This is a genomic window from Variovorax glucosi, from assembly GCF_051216695.1.
GTDB lineage: Bacteria > Pseudomonadota > Gammaproteobacteria > Burkholderiales > Burkholderiaceae_C > Variovorax.
The window spans coordinates 674348-692658 of record NZ_JBPJZE010000003.1; the positions used below are offsets into that span (position 1 = coordinate 674348).

The window sequence follows — 18311 nt, forward strand, 5'->3', positions numbered from 1 at the left end:
GCGTGCATCCCGCGTCAGCCGACGGCCTGCGATGCAATGGCGAACAGCGTCGGTCCACCCGGAGGCGACACCACCAGCGGCGCACCGCGGACCATCGTGGTCGGCGCATCGACGCGCATCAGGCCGATGCTCTCGATCCACTCGGCGAGCTTGCTGTCGAAGTCGATGTCGATGCGGGTGAAGTTGCCTGCGTTGACGGCGGCCAGGTAGGCGATCAGCGTCTTCGCGGTCTGCGCATCGGGCGCCACCACCGGTCCGATGACGTGGCCGCGGCCGAAGCGCCGGAGCATGCCGAAGCCGCGTGGCTCGTTCTCTTCGTCGACCAGGATGACGGTGGATTCGGCGCTGTCGAGCAGGTCGGCCATGAAGGCATCGCGCGGCATGCCGCGTGCGGCTGCATCGAGCCTCGCGAGCGTGGCCGCGTCGTTGGCGCCGGCCGGACGCAGACGCCAGCCTTTCTCCAGCTCGACCGGCGGCGATTGCTGTGCAATGCCCTGATGCTGACGGACTTCGCCGATGCGTTCGAAGCCGAGGCGTTCGTACAGGCCCTGACCCGCGACGGTGGCATGCAGCAGCACCGTGCGGTCGTCGAGTCCGTCGAGCAGCGCCATCATCAGGCGGTGACCGACGCGGCGGCCCTGGCAGGCCGGCGTCACGATGATGAGGCCGAGCGTGGCGTGGCTTTCGCCCCAGAACCAGCGCAGGGCCGAGGCGATGATCTCGCCGTCGCGCTCGGCGACGAAGCCTTCCGCATGTGCGAAGACTTGTTCCCAGTCCTGCGGCCTGTGAGGCCAGCGAAGTTCTGCGGACAGCGCATGCGTGTGCGCGAGGTCGGCGGTTGTCATGGGGCGCAGGGTCACGCCGTCGTTGTCGGCGTTGGCCGTGGCGGGCGCGTCCTGGGTTCGTGCGGGCATCGGTGGCATCTCGTGTCGAGTGAAAACTGACGGTCATCTTGGACGACATCGCCAGCCCGTGCCAGTGTCAATAGGGCGCTGCATTCAACTTGCAAGGTTTACCCGCACAGGGCCGCCGTCGCGCAATTCGATGCGGTGCGGACCCCTTCTTACGCATACATATGCTGCGCCTTCTTGCCTAGCATCGGCGCAACTTCACGGTGTTGCGACACCGCATTGACCATGCCACAAAAGAGTGCTTTTCAACGACACGACGACGCACGGCGGTGCATGCATGCACGGCAGCGGGGCGGACCGCACGGCATGCCGCCGCCGCCCCTGCAAACCGCAGCTTCATCGCGGCAAGCGTCCGTTTTCACAACGAAGCCGATGGCGCTGCATGCTGCAATCACTTCGTCATAAGTTTGTTGCAACAAGTCTTTAAGGAACCGAGACCATGGCCTTCCGTCCCAAGTACGTCACGTTCGATTGCTACGGCACTCTGACCCGCTTTCGCATGGGCGAGATGACGCGTGAGCTGTTCGCCGACCGCGTGCCCGCCGAGCGCATGAGGCAGTTCATCGCCGACTTCACCGCCTACCGTTTCGACGAGGTGCTGGGTGCATGGCAGCCGTACGAAGTCGTGCTGAAGAATGCGGTGCGCCGCCTTTGCAAGGCATGGAAGATCCAGTACTTCGATACGGACGGCCAGCAGTATTACGACGCCGTCCCGACCTGGGACCCGCATGCGGACGTGCCCGCCGGCCTGGCCAAGGTCGCCAAGGAAATCCCGCTGGTGATCCTGTCGAACGCATCGGACGACCAGATCCAGAAGAACGTCGCCATGCTCGGCGCTCCGTTCCATCGCGTCTACACGGCGCAGCAGGCACAGGCCTACAAGCCACGCCTGAAGGCCTTCGAATACATGCTCGACTCGCTCGGCTGCAATCCGGAAGACGTGCTGCATGTGTCGTCGAGCCTGCGCTACGACCTGATGTCGGCGGACGACATCGGCATCAAGAACAAGGTGTTCGTGAACCGCGGCCACGGCCCTGGCAACCCGGCCTACAACTATGTCGAGATCGCGGACATCGGCGGCCTCGCCGGCGTCTGCGGCCTCTGATCCTCTCCATCGACCGAACCTCCCACGCGCCTCCTTCCATGAAGCTCGATTCCTACTGGACCGATTCGTCTGTCGCCTTCGTCCCCGCCGCAGCCGAGCTGCCGGCGCAGGTCGATGTCGCGATCGTCGGCGGCGGTTTCACCGGTCTTTCGGCGGCGCTGGCGCTGGCACGGCGCGGCGCGAAAGTCGTGGTGCTCGAAGCCGGCTCGCGGGTGGCTGCGGAGGCATCGGGCCGCAACGGCGGGCATGTGAACAACGGCCTGGCGATGGACTATGCGGATGTCGCGGCCAAGGTCGGCGTGGAACGGGCGCGCGGCTGGTATCACGCGTTCGACGATGCGGTCGACACGGTGGCGCGGCTGGTGCGGGAGGAGTCGATCGACTGCGACTTCCTTCGCAACGGCAAGCTCAAGCTGGCCACCCGTCCGCACCAGCTCGACACGCTGCGCCGCGCGGCCGATCGCCTTGCCGAGGACGGTGTCGACGGCGACATCGAGATCCTCGATGCGGCCCGCGTGCGCAACGAGGTGCAGAGCGAACGCTTCCACGGCGGCATGTTGTACCGGCGCAGCGCGCAGATGCACATGGGCCGCTTCGCGCAGGGTCTGGCTGCAGCGGCAGAGCGGCAGGGCGCGGAGATCCACACCGGCACCGAAGTGCAGCGCCTGGAGCGCGTCGGCAACAGCGGCAGCCGCGTGCATCGCCTGCACACCTCGCGCGGCACCGTGACCGCGCAGCAGGTGCTGCTGGCAACCGGTGCGAGCCGGCATGGCGGCTACGGCAGCTTCGGCTGGCTGCGCCGGCGCATCGTGCCGGTCGGCAGCTTCATCGTCGTCACCGAACCGCTGGGCGCGGTGCGCGCGCAGGAGCTGCTCGCGGCGCGCCGTACCTATACGACGGTGGCGAACATTCATCACTATTTCCGCCTGACGGCCGATCACCGGCTGGTGTTCGGCGGCCGGGCGCGCTTCGCGATCTCCAGCCCGCAGTCGGATGCCGCCAGCGGCGAGATCCTGCGCCAGGGCATGGCCGAAACCTTCCCTCAGCTCGGTCCGGTGCAGATCGACTATTGCTGGGGTGGTCTGGTCGACATGACGCAGGACCGCCTGCCGCATGCCGGCGAGCGCGACGGCCTCTACTACGCGATGGGCTACAGCGGCCACGGCACGCAGATGTCGGTCCACATGGGCCAGCGCATGGCCGATGTGATGAACGGCGACCTGCAGGCCAACCCGTGGCGCGACCGCGGCTGGCCCGCGATACCCGGCCACATCGGCCCGCCGTGGTTCCTGCCTTTCGTCGGCGCCTACTACACGCTGAAAGACAAGCTGGCCTGACCCGCATTACCGGCTTTTCTTCTTACCGAATTTCTTTCCGTCCCACGTTTTTTCAACTCGATCTATCAGGAGTCCCATCATGAGCGACAGCAGCAACAAGAGCTTCGAAAAGCTCGTCGGTCCCGGCGAAAGCATGCGTGTGATGGAGTCGCTCAAGCGCGGCGCCTCGCGTCGCGACATCCTTGCGATGCTGATGGCGGGCGGCATGCAGGCCACCCTCGCCGGCGGCCTGGCCGGCGTGGCGATGACGGCGCATGCGCAGACGCCGCGCCGCGGCGGCAAGATCCGCGTCGCTGCCGCCACCGCGGCCGTGACCGATACGCTGGATCCGGCCAAGCAGTCGAACCAGGCCGACTACGTCCGCTGCAACATGGTCTACAACAGCCTGACCGTGCTCGACGCCAGCCTGACGCCGCAGCCTTCGCTGGCCGAATCGTTCACCACCCGCGATGCGAAGACCTGGGTCTTCAAGCTGCGCAGCGGCGTGGTGTTCCATGACGGCAAGTCGCTGGCGCCGGCCGACGTGGTCTTCTCGCTGATGCGTCACAAGGACGCCGCCACCGCTTCCAAGGCGAAGGTGCTGGCCGACCAGATCGACAGCGTGACGGCCAGCGGCCCGAACGAAGTCACCATCGTGCTCAGCGCACCGAACGCCGACCTGCCGGTCATCGTCGGCACCTTCCACTTCCACATCGTCAAGGAAGGCACCACCGACTTCACCGCCGGCATCGGCACCGGCCCGTACAAGCTCAAGGAATTCAAGCCGGGCGTGCGGACCGTCGTGGTGCGCAACGAGGCCTACTGGAAGCCGGGCAAGCCGTACCTCGACGAGATCGAGTTCGTCGGCATCGGCGACGAGAGCGCGCGCGTCAACGCGCTGCTGTCGGGCGGCATGGACCTGGTTGCTTCGGTCAACCCGCGCGCCGTCGAGCGCGTCAAGGGAACGCCGGGCTACTCGATCTTCACGACGCAGTCGGGCCAGTACTCGGACCTGATCATGCGCAAGGACACCGGTCCGGGCACCAACAACGACTTCGCGCTGGCCATGAAGTACATGCTCGACCGCGAGCAGATGAAGAAGACGATCGCGCTCGACTACGCCGTGATCGCCAACGATCAGCCGATCGACCCGACCAACCGCTTCTACTTCAAGGATCTGCCGCAGCGTCCGTTCGACCTGGACAAGGCCAAGTTCCATCTGCAGAAGTCCGGCTTCGCTGGCAAGGTGCCGATGGTGGTTTCGCCGGCGGCGATGTACTCGGTGGAAACCGCGCTGCTCATGCAGCAGTCGGGTCAGCGCATCGGCCTGGACATCGACGTCAAGCGCATGCCGGCCGAAGGCTACTGGTCGACGCACTGGCTCAACAGTCCGGTCGGTTTCGGCAACGTCAACCCGCGTCCGAGCGCCGACGTGCTGCTCACGCAGTTCTTCAAGTCCGACGCCGCCTGGAACGAGTCGCGCTACAAGAGCGAACGCTTCGACCAGCTGCTGCTCGCTTCGCGTGCGGAAACCGATCTGGCCAAGCGCAAGCAGATGTATGCCGACATGCAGACCATGATCCACAACGAAGCTGGCATCGGCATTCCGCTGTTCCTCGCCAGCATCGACGGTCATTCGAACAAGCTCAAGGGCCTGTCGCCGATCCCGCTCGGCGGCCTGATGGGCTACTCGTTCGCCGAAAACGTTTGGCTGGAAGCCTGACACCATGAACCTCGTGATCCTGAAGCTCCTCGCGCAGCGCGTGGCGATGGCCCTGGTCTCGCTGCTCGTCGTGTCGGCGATCGTCTTCGCGATCACGTCGGTGCTGCCGGGCGACGCGGCGCAGGAGCAGCTCGGCCAGGACGCGACGCCGGCCGCGCTGTCCGCGCTGCGTGCGCAGATGGGCCTGGACGTGCCGGCGCCGGTGCGCTATCTGCGCTGGCTCGGCGGTCTGCTCAAGGGCGACCCCGGCCTGTCGATCACCACCCAGATGCCGGTGCGCGATCTGGTGGCCAGCCGGCTGCCGAATTCGCTGCTTCTGGCGGCGGTGACGGCCCTTTTTTCCGTGCCCATCGCGCTCGCGCTGGGCATCTCTTCTGCCGTGTGGCGGGGCTCCTGGTTCGACCGCGCGGTCTCGACGACGGCGGTCGGCGTGGTGTCGGTGCCTGAATTTCTGGTGGCGACGCTCGCCGTGCTGATCTTCGCGGTCAAGCTGCGATGGCTTCCGGCACTCTCGTATGCAAGCGACATCGATTCGGTCGGGCAGATGCTCAAGGCCTTCGCGATGCCTGTGCTGAGCCTGTGCTGCGTGATCATTGCGCAGATGATGCGCATGACGCGTGCCGCGGTCATCGACCAGCTCGAAGCGCCCTACATCGAAATGGTGCGACTCAAGGGCGCTTCGCCGATGCGGATGGTGCTGGCGCATGCGCTGCCCAACGCGGTCGGACCGATAGCCAACGCGGTGGCACTGAGCCTCTCGTACCTTCTCGGCGGCGTGATCATCGTCGAGACCATCTTCAATTACCCCGGCATCGCCAAGCTGATGATCGACGGCGTCTCGCAGCGCGACATGCCGCTGGTGCAGACCTGCGCGATGATCTTCTGCGCCGCCTATCTGATGCTCGTCACGCTGGCCGATATCTTCGGCATCGTCGCGAATCCGCGGCTGCGTCACCGTTGAAAACAGGAGTCCGTTCCATGCAATCCCATGCTCCTGCAACGATGGCCGATCCGGCCCCCGCCGAATCGCGAACCGGCCGCTCGATGCGCTGGTTCGGCGGTTTCGGCGTGTCGGGCCTGCTCGGCATCGTCGTGCTCGTCTTCTGGGTGCTGGCTGCGCTCTTCGGTCCCTCCGTGCTGGCACGCGGCTTCGTCGGCGCGGGCAGCGCACAGGTGTTCGCGCCGATGAGCGCGGCGCACTGGCTCGGCACCGACTACCTCGGCCGCGACATGCTGGTGCGCGTCATCGACGGCGCGCTATTCACGGTCGGCGTGGCCTTCGGCGCGACGCTGCTGGCCAGCGGTCTCGGCACCACGCTTGCGCTATTCGCGGCAGCGAGCGGCGGCTGGGTCGACAGCGCGATCAGCCGCAGCCTCGACACGCTGACAGCGATCCCGAGCAAGATGTTCGCGCTCATCATGGTCGCCGGCTTCGGTTCCTCGGTCGGCATGCTGGTCTGCATCGCCGCCATCATCTACGTGCCCGGCGCCTACCGCATTGCGCGCTCGCTGGCGGTGAACATCAATGCGCTCGACTACGTGACGGTGGCGCGTGCGCGCGGCGAAGGCAAGCTCTACGTGATGCTGCGCGAGATCTTGCCGAACATCGTCAGCCCGATGCTGGCCGATCTGGGCCTGCGCTTCGTCTACATCGTGCTGCTGCTGGCCGGCCTGAGTTTCCTCGGCCTGGGCCTGCAACCGCCGGCGGCCGACTGGGGTTCGCTGGTGCGCGAGAACATCGGCGCGCTGGCCGACGCCGGTTCCTCGGTGATCGCTCCGGCCATCGCCATCGCGAGCCTGACCATCGCGGTCAATCTCGTCATCGACAACCTTCCGGGCCGCGCGGCCCGCGAAAAGGGAGCACGCTGATGGGCGCTACCGTCATCGTCGAAGGACTGACCATCACCGCCGGCTCCGCCACGCTGGTCGATGCACTGAGCTTCACCATCCGCCCCGGCGAAGTGCTGGCGCTGATCGGCGAATCCGGCTCCGGCAAGACCACCACCGCGCTGGCGCTGATGGGCTATGCCCGCTCCGGCTGCGCGATTTCCGGCGGCAGCGTGCGCATCGGCGACGTCGACATGCTGCACCTGAAACCCGCCGAACAGCGTGCGATGCGCGGCCACACCGTGGCCTACATCGCACAGAGCGCTGCGGCTTCGTTCAACCCGTCGCGCACGATCATGGACCAGGTGATCGAGCCGACGCGCATCCACAAGACATGCACGCCGCAGGAAGCCGAAGCCAAGGCTGTCGCGCTGTTCCGCGAGCTCGCGCTGCCCGATCCAGAGACCATCGGCGACCGTTATCCGCACCAGGTGTCCGGCGGCCAGCTGCAGCGGCTGATGGCCGCGATGGCGCTCATCACCGACCCGGAACTGGTGATCCTCGACGAGCCGACCACCGCGCTCGACGTGACGACGCAGATCGAAGTGCTGCGTGCCTTCCGCCGCGTGGTGCGCCAGCGCCGCGCGACGGCCGTCTACGTGAGCCACGACCTGGCTGTGGTGGCGCAGATGGCCGACCACATCCTCGTGCTCCGCAACGGCCAGATGCGCGAGATGAATTCGACCGCGCACATCATCGAAGCGCCCACCGATGCCTACACGCAGAGCCTGCTGGCCGCGGCCCGGCCTTCGCCACGCGCGGCGGGGCAGATGTCCGGCGACTCGGAACTGCTGCTCGATGTGCGCGAGCTGTCGGCCGGCTACGGCCCGATCGACGCGAAAGGCCAGCCGGCCAAGCTGATCCTGGAGAACATCGACCTGAAGCTCTATCGCGGCCAGGCGATCGGCGTGATCGGCGAATCCGGTTCGGGCAAGACCACGCTGGCACGCGCCATCGCGGGATTGATCGCGCCTTGCCACGGCTCGATGATGTTCGCCAATCGCGAGCTCAAGCCCGGCCTCGCGCAGCGCGACAAGGAAGAGCTGCGGCGCATCCAGATCGTGTTCCAGATGGCCGACACGGCGCTCAATCCGTCGCAGACCATCGAGCGCATCCTGGCGCGGCCGCTGCAGTTCTACAAGGGACTGCGCGGCGAACCGCTGAAGAACCGCATCCACGAACTTCTCGATCTGGTGAAGCTGCCGCGCAATGTCGCGGGCCGTCTCCCGGGCGGGCTGTCGGGTGGGCAGAAGCAGCGCGTCAACCTGGCGCGTGCGCTGGCGGCGGACCCCGACCTGATCCTCTGCGACGAAGTCACGTCGGCACTCGATACGGTCGTTGCCGCGGCGGTGCTCGACCTGATGGCCGAACTGCGCCGCGAACTCGGCGTGTCGTATCTCTTCATCAGCCACGACCTGCACACCGTGCGCGCCGTCTGCGACGAGATCGTGGTCATGCAGCACGGGCGCAAGCTCGCCCAGGTTGCGCGTGCAGACTACGACCGCGGCCCGCACCATCCGTACTACGAATTGCTGGCGCGCTCGGTCCCCGAACTCCGCCAGGGCTGGCTCGAAGAGATGGACCACGCTCAGGCCTGAGACGAACTCGAACTCGAACACGAAAGAGACACGACATGACCCATCCCCTCGACCTCCAGCGCCAGGACCTGCTGCCCGGCACCCAGCTCATCGGCGGCGAATGGCGCAATGCCGGCGACGGACGGCGCCTCGACGTCACCGATCCGTCGACCGACGCCGTGTTCGCCAGCGTGCCGGACGGCAATGCAGCCGACGCCCGTGCCGCAGCCGATGCCGCGCATGCCGCCTTTCCCGCCTGGCGCGCCGTGCCGGCCAAGCAGCGCGCGCAGATCCTCAAGCGCTGGAACGACCTGATGGTCGCGAATCAGGAAGACCTCGGTCGGCTGATCTCCCGCGAGCAGGGCAAGCCGCTGGCCGAAGGCAAGGGCGAAGTGCTGTACGCCGCGAGCTATGTCGAATGGTTCGCCGAAGAAGCCACGCGCGCCAACGGCGACATCATTCCCGCGCCCGTCACCGGACGGCGCATGCTGGCGCTGAAGGAGCCGGTCGGCGTCGTGGCCGCCATCACGCCATGGAATTTCCCGGCCGCGATGATCGCCCGCAAGATCGCGCCCGCGCTCGCCGCCGGCTGCACCGTCGTCTGCAAGCCCGCCGAAGACACACCGCTCACGTCGCTGGCGCTGGTCCGCCTGGCCGAGGAAGCCGGCGTGCCGCCGGGCGTGCTGAACATCGTCACCGCATCGCGCGAACGCACGCCCGAAGTGGTCGATGCGTGGCTCGACGACCCGCGCGTGCGCAAGATCACATTCACCGGCTCGACGCCGGTCGGCAAGCACCTGGCCCGCCGCTCGGCCGACACGCTGAAGAAGCTGTCGCTCGAACTCGGCGGCAATGCGCCGTTCATCGTGTTCGAGGATGCCGACATCGATGCGGCCGTCGACGGCCTGATGGCCGCCAAGTTCCGCAACGGCGGCCAGACCTGCGTCTGTCCGAACCGCGTGTTCGTGCAGTCGTCGGTTCACGACGCCTTCGTCGACAAGCTGGCCGGCCGCGTCGGTGCGCTCAAGGTCGGCCCGGCCACGTCGCCGGATTCGCAGATCGGCCCAATGATCAATGCGCGCGCGGTCGACAAGATCGAGCGCCATGTGCGCGATGCCGTCGCACGCGGCGCGCGTGTCGCGGTCGGCGGCGAGCGGCTGCGCTCGGCCCACTGCGACGGTCCCAACTACTACGCGCCTACCGTGCTGGTGAACGCCGATCCGACGATGGAATGCAGCTGCGAGGAAACCTTCGGCCCGGTCGTGCCGGTGACGCGCTTCGAGACCGAAGCCGAGGTGATCGCCGCAGCCAACGACACGCCGTTCGGACTGGCGGCGTACTTCTATTCGAACGATGTGCGCCGCATCGCCCGCGTGACCGATGCGCTGGAAGCCGGCATCGTCGGCGTCAACGAAGGTGCGCTGGCTGCGGAGGCCGCGCCTTTCGGCGGCGTGAAGGAGTCAGGCTACGGGCGCGAAGGCTCGGTGCATGGTTTGGACGACTACATGCATACGAAGTACGTCTGCCAGGGACTGCTCTAAGGGCTCTAAGGGCAGACCTCAATGCAGCCGGCGCCGGCCGGCATTACCATCGACCGGATGCATTCCGAGCTCCAATCGATCGTCGAGCGCATTCGCGCCGCCACCGCCGACGGCACCCCGCTTCGCATTCGAGGCGGAGGCACCAAGGATTTCTACGGCAACGCCGCACATCCCGCGCCCGGTGATGCGCTGGCCGACACGCGCCCGCTGTCCGGCATCGTTTCCTACGAGCCCAGCGAGCTGGTCGTCACGGTCCGCGCCGGAACTCCGCTGGCCGAGCTGGAGGCGCTGCTGGCCGAACAGGGGCAGTGCCTGCCCTTCGAGCCGCCGCACTTCCGTGCCGCCGAAAACGATCGGGCAACCGTTGGCGGAATGGTGGCCGCAGGCCTGTCCGGTCCTGCCCGAGCCAGTGTCGGTGCGGTACGCGATTACGTGCTGGGCGCGACGCTGGTCGACGGCCGTGGCGAGGTGCTGGGCTTCGGCGGGCAGGTGATCAAGAACGTGGCCGGCTACGACGTGTCGCGCGTGCTGGCCGGATCGCTGGGCACGCTCGGCCTGATTGCCGAAGTGAGCCTCAAGGTGCTGCCGGTCGCACCAGCGGAAACCACGTTGCGATTCGAATGCACGCAGGCCGAGGCGCTGGATCTGCTCAACGGCTGGGGCGGTCGGCCGCTGCCGTTGAACGCGAGCTGCTGGGTCCTGGAAGAAACCGGCCGCGACGTCGGTGCGTTGTATCTGCGTCTGCGCGGTGCGGTTGCAGCAGTCGAAGCGGCGTGCGGGCAACTCGGCGGGGAGGTGCAGCCCGATGCGGCCGCGGAATGGACGCTGTGCCGTGAACAGCAGCTTCCGTGGTTCCTCGAAGGCTCGGCATCGCGTGGGCTCGACCTTTGGCGCCTTTCGGTGCCGCAGACCGCGCCGGTGCTCCCGCTCGATGTCGCGCCCCTGATCGAATGGCACGGCGGCCAGCGCTGGTATTTCGCTCGGCCGGGAGAGGGCGCCCGGATCAGGGCGGCGGCGAAAGAGGTCGGCGGGCATGCGACGCTGTTCAGGGTCGCCGATGCCGATGCCGATGCCGATGCTGCATCGCTTTCGGTGCCCCGTTTCACGCCGCTGCCACTAACCCTGGAACGCATCCATCGTGCGTTGCAGCGCGAGTTCGATCCGGCCGGCATCTTCAACCGCGGCCGTCTGCTCTAGAAACCACGATGCGCCGGCTGCTCCATCTCTCCGGACGGCACCGGACACCGTCCGTCGACCGGATGTTCGGCCTGGTGCTGGCATTCAATGCCGGCGCGGTGAATGCGGGCGGCGTGCTGGTGGTGCACATGTACACCTCGCACATGACCGGCTTCGCCTCGCAGGTGGCCGACGGTACGGTGCTTGGCAATCCGGAGTTGCTTCTGGGCGCTGTCGGCGCACTGCTGGCCTTCACGATCGGCGCCGCAACAGCGTCGGTCATGGTGCACTGGGGGCTGAAGCATCACCTGCGCAGCGCCTTCGCCATTCCGCTGATGCTGGAGTCCGCGCTGCTGCTGGTGTTCGGGTTGCTCGGCGCAGTCACGCTGACCTGGCCGACGCTGTTCGCGGTACCGCTGACCGTGCTGCTGCTGTCCTTCATCATGGGGTTGCAGAACGGGTTGAGTTCGAGCATGTCGCACGGCCGGCTGCGCACCACCCACATGACCGGCCACGTCACCGATCTGGGGCTGGAGCTCGGCCGGCTGCTTTACCGCAACCAGCGCAAGACGCCGGCAGCCGAACGCGTGCTGGCCAATCGAGACGCGCTCAAATTCCACAGCGGCCTGCTGGCGATGTTCGTCGTCGGCGGCATGTTCGGGGCGGCGGGCTTCAAATACATCGGCTTCGTCTGGGTCGTGCCGCTAGCGGCGCTGCTCCTGGCGCTGTCGCTGCCGCCGTTTCGGCGCGATCTGCGCCGATCGGTCTTTCTGCGCCAGTGGCTCGGCGCGCTGGGTGCGCGCTTCGGGCGCAGAAAGCCGGCCGAGGCGCGTCCGGAACCGATCGATCCCAGATAGACAAAACAAGAGACTCCACACGATGCAAACCGAACTCGCCCCCGAATTCAAGGGCACTGCCGACGGTCAGGCCGCAGAGGCGATCCTGCGCAAGTGCGTGCACTGCGGCTTCTGCACCGCGACCTGCCCGACCTACCAATTGCTCGGCGACGAGCTCGACGGTCCGCGCGGTCGCATCTACCTGATGAAGCAGGTGCTCGAAGGCAAGAAACCGACGCGTGCCACGCAGTTGCACCTTGACCGTTGCCTGACCTGCCGCAATTGCGAAAGCACCTGCCCGAGCGGCGTGCAGTACGGACATCTGGTCGACATCGGCCGCAAGATCGTCGACGAGAAAGTGCCGCGCCCACCGCTCGAAAAAGCCACGCGGTGGCTGCTCAAGGAAGGGCTGACGTCACCGCTCTTCGGCCCGGCGATGAAGCTCGGCCAGTCGGTGCGCGGCCTGCTGCCCGAAGCGCTAAAGGCCAAGGTGCCGGCCAGGCAAGACGCCGGGCATTGGCCGACGCGTACGCATGCGCGCAAGGTGCTGATGCTGGCCGGCTGCGTGCAGCCGTCGATGATGCCGAACATCAACAGCGCGACCGCACGCGTGCTCGACGCAGCCGGAATCCAGACCGTGATCGCACCGGAGGCCGGCTGTTGCGGCGCGGTGAAGTTCCACCTGAACGACCACGAAGGCGGCAAGGCGCACATGCGCGCGAACATCGACGCCTGGTGGCCGCTGGTCGAAAGCGATGGCGTCGAGGCGATCGTCATGAACGCGTCCGGTTGCGGCGTAATGGTGCGCGACTATGGTCACGCGCTGTCCGACGACCCCACGTACGCCCTCAAGGCGCGGCGCATCAGCGAACTGACGCGCGACCTGAGCGAACTGCTGCCCGATCTGGTTCCTGCGCTCAAGTCGCGCGTGCGCGTACCGGCAGGCATGGTGGCTTACCACCCGCCCTGCACGCTGCAGCACGGACAGAAACTGCGTGGCGGCGTCGAAGTGAACCTGCGTGCGCTGGGCTTCGACGTACAGGTGTCGAAGAGCGAGGCGCACCTGTGCTGCGGCTCGGCCGGCACCTACTCGGTGCTGCAGCCGGAAATCGCCTACCAGTTGCGCGACCGCAAGCTCGGTCACCTGAACCAGCTGCAGCCGACAACCATCGTGTCGGCCAACATCGGCTGCATCACGCACCTGCAGAGCGGCAGCGCGACGCCGGTGCGGCACTGGGTCGAGGTACTGGATGCGGCTCTGACAGCCGGCTGAGAAGGAAAGCTCAGCGGCGGTTCTTCGCGACCGCTGCACCGTCGACTGGTACCTCGGCCGGGTACGGTGCCATGGCTTCGAACACGCCGTCGCGACGCACCAGCGCGTGGAACAGGCCGGCAGCCAGATGCACGAGGATCAACGCGAAGAAGCTGAATGCCAGCAGCTTGTGCGCATTCCACAACGTGCTGTGCAACGCTGCGTTGGGCGAAACGATCGCGGGCAGATGCATCCCTGCGATGACGACCGGGAAGTCGGCAGCCGACAGCATCGCCCAGCCGATCAGCGGCATCGCGATCATCAGCACGTAGAACAGGGTGTGCGACAGCCGGGCCGCCAGCTTCATCGGCTCGGGCATGTTCGAAGGCAGCGCCGGCGCGCCGTTGCGCAGCCGCACGACCAGCCGCAGCAATGCAAGCACCAGGATCGCGATGCCGAGCGGCTTGTGGATCGACACCAGCGTCAGGTACTTGGCGCCGAAGGTCGACACCATGCCGACGCCGATGAAGAGCATCGCCAGGATGCAGATCGCCATGACCCAATGCAGCGCGCGCTGAAGCGCCGTGAATTGCAGATGCTGTCGGGTTCGGTTCATTGTTTGGCTCCCGGCGTCGTGGTGCGCGGATAGTTCTTTTCTTCGGCTGTGCGGCGGTTGTAGGAAACCGAATAGGCGGCGGAACGCGCAGCCGGGAAAGCGTCGTCGGATGTGCGAATGCCCGCGGGCAGCACGGTCGGGTCGAAATTCAGGTCGCGGCAAGGGCCGTCGGCTTCGGGCTCGATCTTCTTGACGACCAGCGTGCCGACGTCGACCTTGCGGCGGTCGTCCGGCCATGCCTTGCTCGGGTCGGAGGTCGGGTCGCCTGGGTTGGCGACGATGACGGACATGGTCCAGCGTTGCGGCGACTGGCTGACGCGGTCGGTGATTTCCTTGTCGAGAAAATCGGCACCGCGTTTCTTCAGTTCGTCCACCGGCACCGTGACCGGCGTCGCAGCAGGCGCGAACGACCAGCGCACCGCAGCATCATTGCCTTGGGCGTTCGTGAAGATGAAGCTGTTCAGACCGTTGTAGGCGGTGTCCGCATACGAACCGGTGAACGGCGCGCTGCCGGCCCATGCACCGAATGCGCCCAGCGACGGATGCGCGGCTGCGAAGGTCTTCATCGCATTGGGGTCCGAGTTGTGAGCCGCGACTTGCAACTCGTAGAAGGCTTCCGGCGTCGCGACCGGGAAGAACGGCGCGTTGATCATCGCCGAGCGCCATTCCTGTCCGTCCGGCGTCTGAACACGGATGCTGAGTCCGCGGACGCGCGCACTGTCTTCGGCTTTGGGGTCGGGCACAGCCAGGTTGAACCGACCCGTCACCGGATAGGCGCCTGTCGCGAAGAGCTGCGATTTCGACAACGCGGCGCCCGCGCCATTGGCCTCGAAGGTGCCGCTGAAGCAGATCCCCTTCGCATGGTTGCGGCGGTAGCCGAGAACCGGTCCGCTCGGTGGCGCCAGGATGTTGACGACCTTCGCAGGTGTGACGCGCTCGGGTGTGAACCAGCCTGCGGTATAGGCAAACGCCGCTGCCGATCCGGCCACGACGACTGCAATCAATACGAGCCGGCCCGTGGTCGATCCGGCGGCTGGGGGATGTCGCTCATTCATCGAATTTCATCTGTGGGGTTGTTGTGGCGCGGAATCTAGCAGCTACTTACAAAGTTCGCTGCCGGTCGGGAACTCGCAAAAGTTACCTGTTTGCAAACCGCCGAATCCAACCGGTTCAAACGCGCACCGAGCCCCGATGAAGCGCTATTCGACGCGGCCAAGCGCCGGTGGCGCGAGCGCGGCTTCGATGTCTCCGGCGATCGAAGCCGGCTTGTCCAGCGGCGCATATCGCTGAATCACCTGGCCGTCGCGACCCACCAGAAACTTGGTGAAGTTCCACTTGATCGCCTCGATCCCCAGCAGGCCGGGTTTCTCCTTGACGAGCCAGCGGAAGAGCGGGGCGGCATCGGCGCCGTTGACGTCGATCTTTTCCATCATCGGAAAACTCACGCCGTAGTTCCTGGTGCAGAAAGCACCGATCTCGTCGTTGCTGCCCGGGTCTTGCGCGCCGAACTGGTTCGACGGAAAACCGAGCACGACGAGTCCCCGATCGGCATAGCTTTTGTGCAGATCTTCGAGGCCGCCGAACTGCGGCGTGAAACCGCACTGGCTGGCTGTATTGACGATCAGCAGCACCTTGCCGCGATAGGCGCCTAGCGGAATTGGCTGGCCGCCGATGCGTGTGGCTTCGAAGTCGTAGATGCTGGTCATGGCGCTTTCCTGATGGCAAAGCGCGATCATGGCACCCGAAGGCCGGATGCCTCAGTGGTGCTTGTCGCTCCGCGCGATGGCCAGCAGATGCTCGACTTCTTCCGGGTACACGCGCAGGTTGCGTTCGTGCCAGCGCTTGATGACGTACATGAATCCCGCCACCACGATGCCGAATGCGGTGATTGCCGTGTATGCCGACAGACCCAGGCCGGTGCAGGCGCTGTAGAACGCGCCCAGCACCAGGATGCAGGCCTGCTCGTTGAAGTTCTGCACGGCGATCGAGCGGCCGGCGCCCATGAGGTTGTGCCCGCGGTGCTGCAGCAGCGCATTCATCGGCACCACCAGAAAGCCGCCGAACGCGCCCAGGATGATCAGGAACGGCACGGCCAGCCAGATGTTGCCGATGAAGTTCATGCCGATCACCAGCAGGCCCATGCCGATGCCCAGCGGAATCACGCGTGTCGCCATGTCCAGCCGCATGCGCATCGATGCCACGATGGCACCCACCGCAGTGCCGATCGCGACCACGCCGGTGAGAGACGAGGCCTGCGCCGTGTTGTAGCCGAGCGCCAGAGAAGCCCATGCCAGCACGATGTACTTCAGATTGCCGCCGGCACCCCAGAAGAGCGTGGTCGTCGCCAGCGATATCTGGCCGAGCTTGTCGCGCCAGAGCCGCGAATTGCAATGCCAGAAATCGGGCAGAAGAGCGGCGACGTTGCGCACGAAGCCGTGCTCCGGATTCGAGCGCAGCGGCCGCATCTCGACGCCGGTGTGCGGGATGCGCGTGTTGAACCAGGCCGCAAGCGCGTAGACGAAGATCAGCATCGCGATCGCGGCTTCGGGCGGTGTGTCGATGCCGGTGTCGACGACCGGGAAGTCGAGCGCCAGCAGCTGACTGGAGATTGCGTGGCCTACCAGCTGCCCGCCCAGCACGATGCCCAGGATGATCGATGCGATCGTCAGTCCCTCGATCCAGCCGTTGGCCTTCACCAGCTGCGACGACGGCAGCAATTCGGTCAGGATGCCGTACTTGGCCGGCGAGTACGCCGCAGCGCCGAGCCCGACGATGGCGTAGGCCAGCAGCGGATGCGAGCCGAACAGCATCATCAGGCAGCCGATCACCTTGATGAAATTGCTGATGAACATCACCTGTCCCTTGGGGAAGGCATCGGCGAATGCACCCACCAGCGGTGCGAGCGCCACATAGAAGAGCGTGAAGATCGGCACCAGCGCCGCCCGCTGCCATTCGGGCGCACCCGAAGCCCGCATCAACTCGACGGCGGCGACGAACAGCGCGTTGTCGGCCAACGACGAGAAGAACTGGGCCGACATGATGGTGTAGAAACCGCGCTTCATCGATGGGATGGCTGCCAGTTGGCTGGCGAATATAAAGGGTGCGGCAAGAGAAAAAACTTCGTCTTCGGAGCAGAAAACGCGATCAATGCGCGGTCGGGGGGCACTTAATGAGCAGTTATAGCATGGGGTGAAATGCCAAAATGAGCGGCTAAACCCGTCAGTTTGATCGGTTAATTTTGCGGACCGCCGCGAAAGGTTCCTGTTCCGTGCCACGTCCCATCCTTGCCACCATCCACGCGGGCGCGTTGCGCCACAACCTGGCGCGTGTCCGGCGCTCTTCGCTCGACGCTCGCGTGTGGGCGGTCGTCAAGGCCAATGCCTACGGCCACGGCATCGAACGCGTGTTCGACAGCTTCCGCGGTGCCGACGGTTTCGCGCTGCTCGATCTGGCCGAAGCCGAGCGCGTGCGGGCTTTGGGCTGGCGCGGCCCGATCCTGCTGCTGGAAGGCGTGTTCGAGGCGCGCGACCTCGAACTCTGTTCCCGCCTCGACCTCTGGCACGCCGTGCATTGCGATGCCCAGATCGACATGCTGGCCGCGCACAAGACGCAGGTGCCGCAGCGCGTCTTTCTCAAGATGAACAGCGGCATGAACCGACTCGGCTTTCCGCCCGAGCGCTTCCGCGCTGCCTGGACGCGCCTCAACGCGCTGCCGCAGGTCGACGAAATCTCTCTCATGACGCACTTCAGCGATGCCGATGGTCCGCGCGGCATCGGCGAGGCATTCGAACTTTTCGAGCGCACCACGGAAGATCTGCCCGGCGAGCGTTCAATCGCCAACAGCGCCGCCGTGCTGCGCCATTCCAGCCAGACCCGCGCCGACTGGGTGCGCCCCGGCATCGTGCTCTACGGCGGCGTGGCCGACTTTCCGGAACACGACAGTGCGCACTGGCAGGTGCAGTCGGGCATGACGCTGTCGACCAGGCTCATCGGCGTGCAGACGCTGAAGCCCGGTGCCACCGTCGGCTACGGCTCCAGCTTCGTGGCCGACGTGCCGATGACCATCGGCGTGGCCGCCGTCGGTTACGCGGACGGCTACCCGCGCCATGCGCCGACCGGCACGCCGGTGCTGGTGAACGGTGTGCGCACGCGGATGGTCGGCCGCGTCAGCATGGACATGATCACGGTCGACCTGACGTCCGTGCCGGGTGCCGGTATCGGCAGCGAAGTCACGCTTTGGGGCAACGCGACCAGCGGTCCGGCGGGCACGAGTTTGCCGGTCGACGAGGTGGCGCGTGCAGCCGGCACGGTTGGATACGAGCTCATGTGCGCCATCGCGCCGCGCGTGCCGGTGGTCCTCGGCGACTGAAA

Annotated in this window: 16 protein-coding genes; 11 read left to right on the forward strand and 5 right to left on the reverse strand. The window is 66.2% G+C overall.

The annotated features are described in order from the left end of the window. Nucleotides 1-14 precede the first annotated feature (14 nt). Nucleotides 15-914: a GNAT family N-acetyltransferase gene (locus ACSFA3_RS17885; protein ID WP_435506823.1), complete on the reverse strand. Its 900-nt coding sequence runs from the start codon at nucleotides 912-914 to the stop codon at nucleotides 15-17. Nucleotides 915-1350: 436 nt separating this feature from the next. Between ACSFA3_RS17885 and ACSFA3_RS17890 the strand changes: the two genes are divergently transcribed. The 10 genes from ACSFA3_RS17890 to glcF all read left to right on the forward strand — a co-directional run bounded on the left by ACSFA3_RS17890 (nucleotide 1351) and on the right by glcF (nucleotide 13345). Then, entirely contained in the window at nucleotides 1351-2016 is a 666-nt protein-coding gene (locus tag ACSFA3_RS17890) for a haloacid dehalogenase type II (RefSeq protein WP_435506824.1), read from the forward strand. Between the two features lie 38 nt (nucleotides 2017-2054). Then, nucleotides 2055-3353: an NAD(P)/FAD-dependent oxidoreductase gene (locus ACSFA3_RS17895; RefSeq protein WP_435506825.1), complete on the forward strand. Its 1299-nt coding sequence runs from the start codon at nucleotides 2055-2057 to the stop codon at nucleotides 3351-3353. 79 nt (nucleotides 3354-3432) lie between these two features. Beyond that, complete coding sequence (locus ACSFA3_RS17900) at nucleotides 3433-5055, forward strand: ABC transporter substrate-binding protein (RefSeq protein ID WP_435506826.1); 1623 nt, start codon at nucleotides 3433-3435, stop codon at nucleotides 5053-5055. 4 nt (nucleotides 5056-5059) lie between these two features. Then, nucleotides 5060-6016: an ABC transporter permease gene (locus ACSFA3_RS17905; protein ID WP_435506827.1), complete on the forward strand. Its 957-nt coding sequence runs from the start codon at nucleotides 5060-5062 to the stop codon at nucleotides 6014-6016. A 41-nt stretch (nucleotides 6017-6057) separates the two neighbouring features. After that, the gene (locus ACSFA3_RS17910; RefSeq protein WP_435506934.1) at nucleotides 6058-6924 is read left to right on the forward strand and encodes an ABC transporter permease; all 867 of its coding nucleotides are present in this window, start codon (nucleotides 6058-6060) and stop codon (nucleotides 6922-6924) included. Beyond that, entirely contained in the window at nucleotides 6924-8540 is a 1617-nt protein-coding gene (locus tag ACSFA3_RS17915; RefSeq protein ID WP_435506828.1) for an ABC transporter ATP-binding protein, read from the forward strand. The genes ACSFA3_RS17910 and ACSFA3_RS17915 overlap by 1 nt, the downstream gene beginning before the upstream one ends. A gap of 35 nt (nucleotides 8541-8575) precedes the next feature. Beyond that, complete coding sequence (locus ACSFA3_RS17920; protein WP_435506829.1) at nucleotides 8576-10060, forward strand: NAD-dependent succinate-semialdehyde dehydrogenase; 1485 nt, start codon at nucleotides 8576-8578, stop codon at nucleotides 10058-10060. 57 nt (nucleotides 10061-10117) lie between these two features. Continuing rightward, nucleotides 10118-11257 (forward strand): glycolate oxidase subunit GlcE, encoded by a 1140-nt coding sequence (glcE, locus tag ACSFA3_RS17925; protein WP_435506830.1) that lies wholly within the window; start codon nucleotides 10118-10120, stop codon nucleotides 11255-11257. A gap of 8 nt (nucleotides 11258-11265) precedes the next feature. Beyond that, a complete protein-coding gene (locus ACSFA3_RS17930; RefSeq protein WP_435506831.1) occupies nucleotides 11266-12093 on the forward strand; it encodes a YoaK family protein in 828 nt (275 codons plus the stop codon). 22 nt (nucleotides 12094-12115) lie between these two features. Further along, nucleotides 12116-13345, forward strand: a complete 1230-nt coding sequence (gene glcF, locus ACSFA3_RS17935) for a glycolate oxidase subunit GlcF (RefSeq protein WP_435506832.1) — start codon at nucleotides 12116-12118, stop codon at nucleotides 13343-13345. A 10-nt stretch (nucleotides 13346-13355) separates the two neighbouring features. On the opposite strand, the gene ACSFA3_RS17940 is transcribed toward glcF, so the two are convergent. The 4 genes from ACSFA3_RS17940 to lplT form a co-directional block, all read right to left on the reverse strand. Continuing rightward, the gene (locus ACSFA3_RS17940) at nucleotides 13356-13940 is read right to left on the reverse strand and encodes a cytochrome b (RefSeq protein WP_435506833.1); all 585 of its coding nucleotides are present in this window, start codon (nucleotides 13938-13940) and stop codon (nucleotides 13356-13358) included. Next, on the reverse strand, nucleotides 13937-14995 hold the full coding sequence (locus ACSFA3_RS17945) for a catalase family peroxidase (protein ID WP_435506834.1): 1059 nt from the start codon (nucleotides 14993-14995) through the stop codon (nucleotides 13937-13939). Before ACSFA3_RS17945 ends, ACSFA3_RS17940 begins: the two co-directional genes overlap by 4 nt. A 144-nt stretch (nucleotides 14996-15139) precedes the next feature. Next, nucleotides 15140-15646, reverse strand: a complete 507-nt coding sequence (locus ACSFA3_RS17950) for a glutathione peroxidase (protein ID WP_435506835.1) — start codon at nucleotides 15644-15646, stop codon at nucleotides 15140-15142. Between the two features lie 51 nt (nucleotides 15647-15697). Further along, nucleotides 15698-17002, reverse strand: coding sequence for a lysophospholipid transporter LplT (gene lplT / locus ACSFA3_RS17955; RefSeq protein WP_435506836.1), 1305 nt, complete (start codon nucleotides 17000-17002; stop codon nucleotides 15698-15700). A 206-nt stretch (nucleotides 17003-17208) separates the two neighbouring features. On the opposite strand from lplT, the gene alr reads away from it, so the two are divergent. Next, nucleotides 17209-18309 (forward strand): alanine racemase, encoded by a 1101-nt coding sequence (gene alr / locus ACSFA3_RS17960; RefSeq protein WP_435506837.1) that lies wholly within the window; start codon nucleotides 17209-17211, stop codon nucleotides 18307-18309. Nucleotides 18310-18311: the final 2 nt, after the last annotated feature.